The organism is Micromonospora sp. NPDC000668 (assembly GCF_042897975.1).
Classification (GTDB): Bacteria; Actinomycetota; Actinomycetes; order Mycobacteriales; family Micromonosporaceae; genus Micromonospora.
This window is the reverse complement of sequence record NZ_JBIAYP010000001.1, coordinates 799,119-811,805: the sequence shown is the minus strand read 5'-3', so window position 1 is coordinate 811,805 and position 12,687 is coordinate 799,119. Positions and strand designations below refer to the sequence as shown.

The following is a 12,687-nucleotide window of genomic DNA, read 5'->3' as shown; positions in this document are numbered from 1 at the left end:
GACGGGGCAGGGCAGGCGGTGTGTACGGTCAGACTGCCTCCATCGAGATGTCGAAGGCGGCATCGCGGACGTCGGCGACCGGGTGCTCCCGCAGCGAACGGAGCAGGTCCCGCCACGGCTCCGGCCAGCCGAGTGACCTGCCCTCGCGGACCAGCGCCACCGCGAACAGGCCTGTGGTCGCCTCGCCTCGCGCGGTGAGGTTGCGGGTGGTGTCGAACAGCAGGTCCGAGTCGATGGTTGTCCCGGACCACCGCCGCTCTGTCTGCTGACCGAGGCGGTCGGCCAGCCGGGCGGCGAGCGCCGGCCGCCCGCTGACCAGTTCGGCGATCTCCACCACGACGGCAGTGAGCTGGTGGGGTGTCGTGCCGCCCAGTTGCAGCAGCGCGGTCAACAGTTCAGCTGCCTTGGCTACGTACGCCGGGTGTCGACCCAGGTCGCGGCCCGCCGCTCGGGCCGGGGCACGGTCGATCTGCGAGCCCACCGACCGTGCCCAGGCCCCTGCCTGGTCCAGGATGGCGCTGATCCGCCGTCGGGCCGGGCGGTCGGCGGCCGGCCCACCGACGTTCAGGTCGGCCTCGTCGATCTGGACCAGGGCGTGCAGGGCCGTAGCGAGCGCTCCCCGTTCGGGTCGGTCCGGGTGGTCGAGCAACGCGCCCACCATCGGGTGCAGCGACGGCCAGGCGTGGTGCTCGCCCAGGTCGGTGAGCGCCGCCGTGATCAGGTCCGTGACGTCTGGCGCCCACGGCATCCAGTGCGCGAGTCGGGGCCAGGCGGCCCGGGTGACCTCGCGGTCCGGGTTCGCGCAGGCCCGCACGATGAGGGCGGCGTACCGGGGGCGGTCCGGTCGGGCGACACGATCAGGCGGGGTCGTCAGAACGGTCAGGGACTCCTCGCGGCTACCGACGACCGCCTCTTCGAGGATGGTCCAGCTCTGCGGCGCGTGCAGCCGTTGCCGGGCGGCGGCGACGACTGCCGCCCGGACGTCGCGGTGCTGGTCGGGCTGCTGCCACGCCGCCAGCAGCACCGGCATCGCCGCTGGCGGTCCGTAGCGACCGAGCAGTCGGAGGGACTCCTTGCGGCTGGTCACCTTGCCTCGGCCAAGGGCCACGCCGGACAGCGGCGTCAGTAGCGCGGCCGGCCGGGTGAACCGGACTGCGCGGCCGGCGGCGTAGAGGGCGACGCGGGCCTGCTCGTCGTCGGCGTGCGACATCAGCACCGGCAGCGCCTCGTCCGGTCGGTCGGTCCACGGCAGCGCCCCGAGGGCCGCCTCGGCCAGGGTGATGTTCGGCGACTCGACGTACCGAAGCACCAGCTCGCGCCCGGCGTCGGGGACCGGCGCAGCGGCCCGGATGGCGGCGGCCCGGCCGTGCAGTGGCGTGCCGGCGTCGGCGGCGAGCCGGGCCTGCAACCGCACGAACGCCTCCTGTTGCCGGGGCAGCCACCGCTCGGGATGCACGGGTGGGCCCGGAATCCAGCGGGTGCCGGCGGTGAGAAACGCCCCGGTGGGCGGCGGGCCGAGCAGCACCCGGTCGAGCAGATCGGTACGCCGGGCGCTGACCGTCCGCCACACCGTCGGGAACGTGATGGTGGAGGCGTCGCGGTCCAGGACGTGCGCCACGCGCTGCGCCCGGGTCCTCGGGTCAGCCAGCCACAGCTCGACGGCTTCCCGGACCACCACGGCGACGCTGCCCGGGTCGCCCGCCCTGCTCAGCAACTCCTGAAGCTCGGGCAGCCGCCAGGCCCGCCGTCCCAGGGCCCGGGTCACCGCGAACAGCGCGCTGAATTGCCCCCGCGCCGAGCCCGCCTCGATCCACCCTCGCAACTGGGCGAAAACCATCTCCTCCTGGCCGTGGCGCAGCGTCTTGTCGAACCGTCCCAGCGTCGGTAGCCGGTGGCCGCCGAAGAGTCGGTCGAGGGTGTCCAGCGCCCACCGCAGCAGGGCCGGTTCGTCGATGTGCTGGCCCAGCACCCCGGTGGCGAGGCTGCCGAGTGCGGCGAGGGTGCGCGTTGACGCGTCCCGGGTGGTCGTCGCGTCGACCGTGATCTGGGTCAGCGCCTCGACGGAGTCCGCGCGCAGCAACCGGGCGAGGCTTGCCAGGGCCGTCAGGGCTGCGGCGCGGACGGGGTCCTGCTCGTTGCGCAACCGACCCAACCGGGCCACCGCCTCGGCCACGACGGCCGGGTCTCGGCTACGCCGCGCGGCGTCGAGGAGCAGTTCGTATGCCACCGCCCGGTCCTGGGCGTCGGCGGCGCGCAGGGCCGGGGTGAGCGCTGCGGACGCCTCCGGCCAGGGCAGGAACGCGCTCCACGACCGCACTGCGGCCTCGTCGTGGCGAACCCGGTCCAGGGCGAGCACCCGGCGGGCCTCCCGCTCCCGCCAGAGCAGTGGCAGCACCTCCATCAACGCCACGTCCGGGATCTCGTCGGCGGTCTCCAGGTCCGCGAGCACCGCGTCGTAGAGGGCGCCTCGACGCGACGGGGGCACTGCTCCCAACAGCCGGTCCAGCGAGTTGTTGTGGCCGCGTACCCGCCGGCCCAGCTCGACCAACTCCGCGTCCGGCAGCCCCACGAACCGACGCAGCAGCGCCGGAGGCAGCCACTGGTAGGCCACCCAGCCCGCCCGGGAGGGAGCGGTCAGCAGCGCCAGGACCCGGCTCGGCGCCGCGGCGGCGAGCGCACCGTAATCTGTCAGGTCGCCGGGGAGACAGTCGGCCGGGGCGTGGCGTTCGAGCAGCGTCAGCGCGCGATCCGGTCGGCCCCGGCCAGCCACCAGGACGCCCCTGGAGTGCGCCGACCACCACCGCGAAGGCCCCTTCGGGTCCAGGTCGGGCAGCACCGCCTCGGCGTGGTCGAGCAGCACGTCGGCATGGCGACGGGCCAGTGGAACCCAACCTTCCACCGCGTGCTCGACCGCTGGGAGCAGCCGGCGGACGGTGTCCGGACCGCAGGCCGGCAGCAGAGCGACCGCCTCCACCGCGCCGAAGCGATCCCACACGGCGTCGACCAGCGCGTCCGCAACCTCCGAGCGGCGTAGGTTGCGCAGCGACCGGTAGACCAGGCGGCGCAGATCAGCCGACGCGTCGAGCACGAGGGTCAGCAGCTCGGCACCGGAGAGCCAACCGGCGCGCAGGCCGGCCTTCACCGCGACTGACCGGATCGGGCGGTGCGGGTCGGCCAGCGCCACCCGCACCGCCGCGAGGTCGCCGACGACCTGCCCGGCGGTGACCGCGAGGAACCGGTGGTACGTCGTCCCGCCACTGAGGTCCGTCAGCACTCCCGGCAGCTCGCCGGTGGTGCTGAGATCGACGGCCCGGCGCGCGAGCGTGGCCATCCGCTCCCGGTACGGCAGGACGTCCAGTACGTCGAGCAGGCGCTGCGTTGATCTCTGCACGGCGCTCATTGTGACCGGCACAGGGTCACCCCGCCGACCCGTTTCCGACGGGTGCCGAGTGGCGCATCATCGGCAAACTCAAATATTGCTCAACTTGTACGCGCGCCCCGCCGCCGCGAGTTGCTACCGGCCTACGGTCAAGGTCACTTCGACCGGGACCCGCGACACCCCCTGTCGCACGACTTGGGAGCATCATGGCACCTACTCCGCCCACGGATGCTGAGCTGAACGTTCTGATCCGTGCCCGGCTCGCCGCCCTCGGCATCGACCTCGACCAACTTCCGCCAGGGACCAGCCCCGACCCGGAGACCGGCTCGCCCGGCCGGGACTCCGTGCTCGCCTCCCTGCGCTCCTTCATGCGGAGCACCGTGGCGACGCTCGCCGCATACCAGTTGCCCGCTCCCGATGGCACCGAGCCCGACACCGCGAAGGCGCTGTCGCAGCAGCACGTGCCGGTCCTCTACCCCTCCAACAGCACCGAATGGCGGAAGGCTTAACACTTCCCCACGGATGAATCCGGGGGATTTCTGACTCTGACCGCACCCGAGCCGCCGCCCCGAAGGGAGCCGACCGGATGTCTTACATCATCAACACCAGCACGGTCGCGCTCTACCGTGGCCAGGATCGTCCTAGCGGCGTTCAGGTCGCGCCCGGCGGTGTACCCGCAGTCGTGGCACCTGAAAGTTCTGACACCCAGCCCCAGGCGTTCCTTGGTTCTCGTACCGCATTCGGAGCAGGTCATCGTGGTGTAGGCGGGCGGAACCAGCACCACCTTCCGGCCCGCCCGCGTGCCACGGTTGATCAGTTCTCGTTTGGCAGCGCCGATCGCAGCATCTGCGGCCTTGCGGGCCATCGTCGTTCTCGTCAGGAACGTCGGCTTGAAGTCCTCCACGGCGATCACGCTGTGGTCGTCCACGACCTTCTTCGCCCACTGGCGGGAGTCGTGGGTGTTCTGCCTGGCCGCCTTCTTGTGGACCTTGGCGGCCTGCCGCTTGGCCCGCAGGTAGCCCTTGGAGGGCGGGTTGCCTCGCGGGCGGCGTCGGCGGCTCATCTTCCGCTGCACGCGGGCCAGTTCGGCGGCGCACCGCCTCCGGTGGCCGAGGTGGGGCAGGTCGTAGGCCGGGTTCGTGGTTGTGGCGGTGGTGGTGACACCCCAGTCCACGCCGATCGATCTGTCGGTGGCGGGGGTCGGCGTGGCTTCACGTCGGACCACGAAGGAGGCGTACCAGTGGCCCAGGGAATCTTGGTAGACGCGCATGCTGGTCGACTCGGAGGGCAGGTCGCGGGACCAGACCACCGGGATCTCGATACCGCCGGCCAGTCGCAGCCGCTGCTGGCGGACGGTGAAGCCTCGGACGGTGTATTCGAGGCTGGGCAGGGTGGTCTTGCGCCTCTTGACTGTCGGCCGCCCGCGTCCCTTGACCTTGAAGGAGTGCTGGAGGGCGAGAGCGTAGGTGCGCAGCGTCTGCTGCTGGGCAACCTGGGATCCGTCCCGCAGCCACTGCGACCGGCTCCGCGCCTCCGTGAGCAGCTTGGACAGCTTGCAGAAGGTGGGCTTGCCGCCGGACTTCTGCTGGTGGACGGCTTCGTTCCACAGCCACCGGCACCGGCCCCACTCAGACAGCAGCGCGGCTACCGCGGTCGCGCCGGGGCGCAACCGGTAGGTGTACCGCACTGTTTCGTACACACCAGACACTATACACCATCACTCTATATAATGTCGGCATGGATGAGGTTCGGTCGACCAACAACGTCGTGTACCGCTGCACCTACCACGTCGTGTGGTGCCCCAAGTACCGCCGGCCCGTCATCGCCGGGGAGGTGGACACCCGACTCAAAAAGGTCATTCGCGAAGTCTGCGCTGAGCGAGACGCACCGATCCTCGAGCTGGAGACCATGCCCGACCACGTGCACCTGCTGGTCACATGCGACCCGCAGTTCGGCATCCACCGGCTCGTCAAGCAGATCAAGGGCAGATCGTCTCGCCTGCTACGCGCGGAGTTCCCAAGCCTGCGCTCGCGGCTACCAACCCTGTGGACCAACAGCTACTTCGTCGCCACCATCGGCGGCGCAACCTCGGAGGTCGTCAAGAGATATGTCGAGAACCAGCGCAACGCCTAACGGCCCTTACCTCCCCATGGCCAAAGCCAGGGGTTTCACGGGCGGGACACGATGACGTCCGAACCACTCGACCGCACGGTCGACCGTCGCGCGTTTCTGGCCCGCGCCGCGGCTCTGGCCACCGTCTCAGCCGTCGGTGTCAACGTTGGACTGCCCTCGGTCGCGCTGGCGAGCAGCGGCCTGTCCACCAACGCCAAGCCGGGATTGGGGGGACGGCCGCTGGACCAGCCGAACGCCTACACCAAGCCCCGGCCGGAGGCGCTCGCCGATCTGTCCGAGCTCACCATCGCCGAGGCAGCCTGGCTCATCCGCGCCGGCAAACTCTCCCCCGAGCACCTGGTCGAGGCGTACCTGGATCGCATCTCCCGGTACGACGGCAGCTACCAGGCGTTCAACCGGGTGCTCGCCGACGCGGCCGTTGCGGCCGCGAGAAATGCCGGACGCGGGCCCCGACACGGTGCGCTGCACGGCATCCCACTGGCCATCAAGGACAACTACTACACGGAAGGGGTCCCCACCACCGCGAACTCGTTCCTCTTCAAGGACTTCGTGCCTCCGTACGACGCGACTGCGGTGGCCCGGTTGAAGGCAAGCGGCGCGATCGTGCTCGGCAAGACTCAGATGGGCCCGCTGGCGACCACCCGTGCCACCACGCCGGCCGGTGTGATCACCACGGTGAACGCCTGGACGCCGACCGACCGCGGCGTCGACCCGGGCGGGTCGTCCACCGGCACCGCCACCGCGGTTGCCGGCCGGATGGCCACCTCGGGCATCGGCACGCAGACCGGCGGCTCGATCACCGCCCCGTCCAACGCGCAGAACCTCACCGGCCTCAAGCCGACCATGGGTCGGGTCTCGGCGGCCGGCATCATTCCGCTCACGTACAGCCGCGACCATCCGGGCCCGTTGGCGCGCGACGCCAAGGACGCTGCGATCATGCTGACCGCGATGGCAGGCGAGGATCCCATGGACCCGCGTAGCCAGGGCCTGCCCCACGTACCCAACCTGATCGACGCGGCGAGCCCGGTCTATCAGGGACGCCGCGTCAAGCTGCGCTGGAAAACCCGGATCGGCGTGCTGCCGGGCTTCGCCAACGGCACCTCGTCCAGTGCGCTGGCCCGTACGGCGTACCTGGCGCAGCTCGCCGCGATCCCGGGCGTCACCCTGGTGGACGTGCAGTTGCCCGCCGAGTGGAGTCAGCTGACCGGCAGCACCTTCAACAACATCCGGTTGCCCGAGCGAGCCGAGCCGTTCATGCCGTACCTGCGCACCGACCTGCGCGGCTTCGGTGTGTCGGTGACCAGTTGGCTGCAAGGAGCGCTGATGGGTGGCAACGAGTTCATCACCGGTCAGCGGGCCAAGCTGCTGCTGATGGACCGGGTGCTCAACGACCTCTTCGACGACTGCGACGTGGTGGTGCAGACCGACCCGGTGCCCTTCGACATCCTGGGCCTGCCGGAGATCGCCTTCCCGATCGGGTTCACCACCGCGGGGCTACCGGTCGGCACCATCCTGGGTGGCCTTCCGTACGCCGAGGACCGGCTGTTGTCCGTGGTGGCCGCCTACCAGGCGGTGACGGACTGGCATCTGCGGCGGCCGGCCGACCCGGCCACCGCCGCCGCGCGGGGCGCAGCTCCCGCCGAAGCGCTCCGCCTGACGGCCGAGGAGGTCGCCGAGCTCAGCCAGTGACGTGCAAAGGGCGGGCATTCGATGCCCGCCCTTTGTGGCCACGCCAACGCCAAGGACTGTCCATTACGTCCTTGGTGGAATTGTCGTTGCCCAAATAAAATTGGTCCTGGTCCGATCCGGCACAGTGGTGAGTCTCAAGATTTCCTCAACTGCCATCCTGAGCATTCCGGACCTGGATCGAAACCTGTTGAATCAAGCTATCCGATTGGCGCGGCCGCCCCTACCGGACCCTTTTCCGTCGTGTACGTACTGCGAAGGGGTATCAGGTGAAACGAAGACTGTCTCGGACAACGGTGTCGGTTGCTTGCGCGCTGGCTCTGGTCGGTACGCCGGTGTTGACGTCGGCGACCACCGCTACCGCCTCGAACCGCGTACCGAAGCCGGAGTCGGTGATCGGCTGGGCGCCGTGTGCCGACTACAAGCTCGCCACCTACGAGCAGATCGCCGAGTACTACCGGGCAATCGACAAGGCCAGCGACCGGATGAAGCTGGTCGAGATCGGCAAGACCAGCGAGGGACGGCCGCAGTTGATGGCGATCGTCTCCTCCGAGAAGAATCTCAAGGACGCGAACCTCAAGCGCTACCGGGAAACCTCGGTGCGGCTTTCGCAGGGCGACTCGCTGTCCGAGTCTCAGGCGCGTGACCTGGCGAAGAACGGCAAGGCCATCGCCTGGGTCGACTTCGGCATCCACTCCACCGAGGTGGCCGGCCACCAGACCGCCCCGCAGTTCGCGTTTGACCTGGTGACCAGCGAGACGCCCGAGGCGCGAGCGATCCGGGACAACGTCATCACCCTGTTGGTGCCGAACGTGAACCCGGACGGCGGCACGAAGGTCGCCGAGTGGTACAAGAAGAACCTGGGTGGGCCCTACCAGGATGCCGGCTATCCCGAGCTGTACCAGAAGTACGCCGGACACGACAACAACCGGGACTGGTACATGTTCAACCTGCAGGAGACGCAGAACGTCGGGCGTCAACTGTTCCACGAGTGGATTCCGCAGGTCATGCACAACGTGCACCAGACCGCGGTCTTCCCCGCCCGGATCAGCATCCCGCCGTACGAGGACCCGCTGAACCCGAACATCAACCCCCAGGTGGTCCGGGGCGTCAACCTCGTCGGCGACGCGATGGGGCAGCGGCTGGATCGTGAGGGCAAGGTCGGCGCGCTGGCCCGCCAGTCGTACGACATCTGGTGGAACGGCGGCGCGCGGACCGCGCCGTACTACCACAACCAGATCGGCATCCTGACCGAGACCGCGCACGCCTCGGCGACCCCCAGGGTGTACGACCCGGCGACCTTCCCGAAGACCTTCGCGGACGGCACCTCGACGAGCGAGCCGTCGGTCTTCTACCCCAGCCCCTGGAAGGGCGGCGAGTGGCATCTGTCGCAGAGCTGCGACTACATCAAGACGGCCTCCTGGGCGATGCTGCGGGTGGCCAGCGACGACCGCGAGGGCCTGCTCTACGGCGTGGCACAGATGGCCCGGGACGGTGCCCGCAACGGTGCCGGCACCACCTACGTGATCCCCGCGGATCAGGCGGACTTCCCGACCGCCACCAAGCTGGTGGACAAGCTGCGCTGGAACAACATCCAGGTCGAGCGTGCGGTGAACTCCTTCACCGTCGGCAAGCGCACCTACCCGGCCGGGAGCTACCTCGTGCGGGAGGCCCAGCCGTACCGGGCAGCCGTGTTGGACCTGCTGAACCCGCAGGTTTACCCGGACCGGCGGCTCTACCCGGGTGGCCCGCTGGAGCCGCCGTACGACATCACCGGCTACACCCTGTCGTTCCAGATGGGCGTCGCCGTCGACAAGCTCGGCCAGGCGGTGCAGGCCAGCACTGTCCGGGTCGACTCGCCGAAGGTGCCGGCGGGTGTGGTGGCCGGCGCGCCGAAGTACGCGTACGCCCTCGACCCCCGGGTCAACGACAGCTCCGCCGCCGTGAACTCCCTGCTGGCGGCGGGGGACAAGGTCTTCCTCAGCAGCGCTGAGGTGACCACTCGCAGTGGCAAGCTGCCGGCTGGCACGTTCCTGGTGACGCCCGGTCCGGGCACCGAGGCTCGGGTGACGGCGCTCGCCACCCGGTACGGGCTCAGCATCGCCGCGGTGGATGCGAAGCCGGCCAAGGTTCGGGAGCTCGTCGCGCCTCGGATCGGACTGTACGACGGCTTCAACAACTACGACGAGGGCTGGACCCGGCTGGCCCTGGACCAGTTCGGCTTCGGCTACCAGAAGCTGACGAACGCGTCGGTCCGGGCCGGCGATCTGCGGGCGAAGTTCGACACGATCGTGCTGCCCGACGCCACGTACAACTCGATGCGCAACGGCCGGGCGGCGGGCTCGCTGCCGCCGGAGTACACCGGCGGGATGACCGACGCCGGCGTGGCCAACCTGAAGGCGTTCGTCGAGGCGGGCGGCACGGTGGTCACCCTCAACAAGGCGGCCGAGTTGCCGATCAAGGCGTTCGACGTGCCGGTCAAGGACGTCACCGAGGGGGTGCCGGACACCAGCTACAACATTCCGGGCTCGGTGCTGAACCTCAACGTCGACGCCAGTGACCCGGTCGCCGCCGGGTTCGGATCGACCGCGTCGGCGTTCGTCGCCGACGGGCCGGCGTTCGAGGTCGAGGACGGCGCGCAGGGTGTCACGGTGGCGGCCACCTGGCCGAAGACCAACCTGCTGAAGAGCGGCTTCCTCCTCGGCGAGGACGTCATCGGTGGCAAGGCGGCCGTGGTGACGGCGAAGGTGGGCGACGGGCAGGTCGTGATGATCGGCTTCAAGCCGCAGCACCGGGCTCAGTCGCACGGTACGTACCGGCTGCTGTTCAACGCGATGTACCTGGGGGGTCAGCGCTGACCTGACGTCGGTCGCGGTGGCCGAGCGCGCTCTGCGCTCGGCCACCGCGCGCGTATGGTGAATGCGTGATCACCTGCGTGGTGCACTACACCATCAATCCCGCACAGATCGAAGCATTTGAACGCTTCGCCCGGGAGTGGATGCGGTTGGTGGGCAAGCACGGTGGTGTGCACCACGGCTACTTCCTGCCGGCCGAGGGCGCGAGCGACAAGGCCGAGGCGTTGTTCAGCTTCGAGAGTCTGGCGGCCTACGAGCGTTACCGCGCACGGTTCGGCGATGACCCGGAGTTCGTCGCGGCTGATCGGATTCGCGACGAGTCGGGTTGTGTCGTGCGCTACGAGCGGACGTTCATGCGTCCGCTTTTGCCGTCTGATTGAACGCGCCGTCGGCCGGAGCCTCGGGTCGGCGTGAGGGTCACCGCGCCGTGCCTCCGGCTGGTGATGGTCAACTCCAGATCGCCGACATGGAGGCATCCTCGCGTCGGGATACGGCGACATCGCCGACACCGAGTCGATCAATCGAACCGCCCGGGTGGGCCGCACAGCACCCAGTCCGATCCACACCTCCCGAAGATCCCTGACGGTCGGATCAGGGAAGCCGGCTCATGTTTGCCGCGAACGTGGAACAATTTTCACAAAGGGTGCCAATCGAACCGAGCGTGGGACGGTCTCGACGACAACGACCTCCGGCGCACGGCACCTTTGCCTGCCTGAGTCCGGTCACGGGTGGTTCGTCCGCCGGTGATCCCGCGGCTCAGGACTCCACGGAGAAGGGAGCAGCAATGATGGGACGTACCCGACTCTGGGCGGTCGCGATGGCGGCCAGCGCAGCGGTGGCGGTAACCGCCATCGGTACCGCCGCCATGGGCGACGGCCGGGACGACTCGGGCGACAAGCGGGATTCGCACGACTCCCGCGACTCGCGGGACTGGAGCGACTCGCGGGACCGTAAGGAGGTGAACGTCCGGGCCAAGCTCAGCGGCTTCGAGGAAGATCCAAAGCCGATCTCGACGCCCGGCTCCGGCCAGTTCGAAGCCACGATCGACGAGCGGGACAAGAAGATCGAGTTCAAGCTGAGCTACGAGGACTTGAAGGACGTCCAGCAGGCCCACATCCACTTCGGAGGGAGGCACCAGAGCGGCGGCATCGCCGTCTTCCTGTGCTCCAACCTGAAGGACGCGAAGGGCGGCGCGTCGCACGACGTCCAGTCCTGCCCTCAGGCCCCAGCCACCATCAAGGGGACCATCAAGCCCGATGACGTGGTCGGCCCCGCCGACCAGGGCATCGAGCCGGGCGAGTTCGACGAACTCGTCGACGCGATCGAGGCCGGCGTCACCTACGTGAACGTGCACACCAAGAAGTACCCGAACGGCGAAATCCGCGGCCAGATCAAGAGCGACGACAAGCGGGACCAGAACCGGAGCCGCGACAAGGACGAGGACCGGAACTCGTGGTGGAGCAGCGACGAGGACCGGGACTGGAACGAGTTCAAGAAGAACTGGGACCGGGACCACGAGGACCGGGACAAGGGCCACGACGACAAGGGCGACAAGGACCGGGACAAGGGCCACGACGACAAGGGCGACAAGGACCGGGACAAGGGCCACGACGACAAGGGCGACGAGAGCCGGGACAAGGGCCACGACCACGGGGACGCTTGACCCAACGACGAGAAGTAACCTGTCGCCTCGCGACGGGGGGAACGCCCAACCCTTGACGGGTTGGGCGTTCCGCCCTGCGTCGGCCCACCCGCCGCCACGTCGACCACCGCCGGCGACCTCAGCGGCAGCAGCTGCGTACAGCGGCACCAAGGCGGTCGGGGCCGGTCGAGCAGATCCGGTTCAGTCTGCACGGCGGCTGGCCCGTCGTCCGCTCCTGCCGTCTGGTTGAACGCGCCCTCGGCCGGAACCGCGGGTCGACGCGGTGGTCAGCCCGTGGTGTCGGCGGATGCGGGGTCCTCGGTGAGCGGGTTACTGCTGGTCGCCTGGGTGACGGGGGCCAGCAGCATGCCGGCGATGGCGTCGCAGAGGAAGTCGCCCACTGACGCCCAGCGGGCATCCTGACCGCTGCGTTCGGTGCGGGCCTCGACCTCGGCGGCGGCCGTGGAGACGATCATGGTGATCAGCCCCGCCCGGGCGGCCACGATGTCCGGATCCAGGTGCTCGAGGCGCGCTGCGAGTGACCGGACGATCATTCTCGCGGTGGGCACGGCGTCCGCGGCTTCGATCAGGAGTGGCCTGGTGGCCGGATCGTGCAGGGCCTGACCGAGGAACCGGGCGCGCCAGGTCGGCTGCGGTAGCCCGGCGAGCACCTTCATGGTCGGCATGACCAGGCTGCGGACGTCGCCGAGAACCGAGTCGGAGTGTTCGAACATCGCCCGGCGCGGTTCTTCCAGCGCGGCCGCATGGCGAAGGATCAGCGCGTGCAACAGCCCGTCCCGGCCTCCGAAGTAGTACCGCACCGCGGAATGGTTGGTGTTTCCGGCCGCCTCGGCCACCTTGCGGTCGGAGATCTGCGCGATGCCGGACCCGGCGAATAGGCGCTCTGCCGCGTCGAGCAGCGCGGTACGAGCCGGTTCTGCCTGGGTCATCGCAGCCCTCTCCTCTAGTTGGCGTGGCGGTGTGATCTACAT

9 protein-coding genes are annotated in these 12,687 nt (G+C 69.4%); 6 read left to right on the top strand and 3 right to left on the bottom strand.

Annotation, left to right across the window (positions count from 1 at the left end; all coding sequences use genetic code 11):
• Positions 1-28: 28 nt before the first annotated feature.
• Positions 29-3,400, bottom strand: a complete 3,372-nt coding sequence (locus ACFY29_RS03675; protein ID WP_386984619.1) for a hypothetical protein — start codon at positions 3,398-3,400, stop codon at positions 29-31.
• A 185-nt stretch (positions 3,401-3,585) separates the two neighbouring features.
• Here ACFY29_RS03675 and ACFY29_RS03670 point away from each other — a divergent pair, with 185 nt between their 5' ends.
• Positions 3,586-3,888, top strand: a complete 303-nt coding sequence (locus ACFY29_RS03670; protein WP_386983131.1) for a hypothetical protein — start codon at positions 3,586-3,588, stop codon at positions 3,886-3,888.
• Here the strand turns inward: ACFY29_RS03670 and ACFY29_RS03665 are convergent.
• Positions 3,885-5,078 (bottom strand): RNA-guided endonuclease InsQ/TnpB family protein, encoded by a 1,194-nt coding sequence (locus tag ACFY29_RS03665; protein ID WP_386983129.1) that lies wholly within the window; start codon positions 5,076-5,078, stop codon positions 3,885-3,887. The genes ACFY29_RS03670 and ACFY29_RS03665 overlap by 4 nt on opposite strands.
• A gap of 38 nt (positions 5,079-5,116) precedes the next feature.
• On the opposite strand from ACFY29_RS03665, the gene tnpA reads away from it, so the two are divergent.
• The 5 genes from tnpA to ACFY29_RS03640 all read left to right on the top strand — a co-directional run bounded on the left by tnpA (position 5,117) and on the right by ACFY29_RS03640 (position 11,716).
• Positions 5,117-5,512 carry an IS200/IS605 family transposase gene (tnpA, locus tag ACFY29_RS03660; RefSeq protein WP_386983127.1) on the top strand — a complete coding sequence of 132 codons (396 nt, stop codon included), beginning with the start codon at positions 5,117-5,119 and terminating at the stop codon, positions 5,510-5,512.
• Between the two features lie 51 nt (positions 5,513-5,563).
• Positions 5,564-7,201, top strand: a complete 1,638-nt coding sequence (locus ACFY29_RS03655; RefSeq protein ID WP_386983126.1) for an amidase — start codon at positions 5,564-5,566, stop codon at positions 7,199-7,201.
• Positions 7,202-7,494: 293 nt separating this feature from the next.
• Positions 7,495-10,056, top strand: a complete 2,562-nt coding sequence (locus ACFY29_RS03650; RefSeq protein WP_386983124.1) for a M14 family zinc carboxypeptidase — start codon at positions 7,495-7,497, stop codon at positions 10,054-10,056.
• A gap of 65 nt (positions 10,057-10,121) precedes the next feature.
• On the top strand, positions 10,122-10,433 hold the full coding sequence (locus ACFY29_RS03645) for an NIPSNAP family protein (protein WP_386983123.1): 312 nt from the start codon (positions 10,122-10,124) through the stop codon (positions 10,431-10,433).
• A gap of 404 nt (positions 10,434-10,837) precedes the next feature.
• The gene (locus tag ACFY29_RS03640) at positions 10,838-11,716 is read left to right on the top strand and encodes a CHRD domain-containing protein (protein ID WP_386983121.1); all 879 of its coding nucleotides are present in this window, start codon (positions 10,838-10,840) and stop codon (positions 11,714-11,716) included.
• A gap of 266 nt (positions 11,717-11,982) precedes the next feature.
• Here ACFY29_RS03640 and ACFY29_RS03635 read toward each other — a convergent pair whose 3' ends face one another.
• Positions 11,983-12,645, bottom strand: coding sequence for a TetR/AcrR family transcriptional regulator (locus ACFY29_RS03635; RefSeq protein WP_386983119.1), 663 nt, complete (start codon positions 12,643-12,645; stop codon positions 11,983-11,985).
• Positions 12,646-12,687 lie beyond the last annotated feature (42 nt).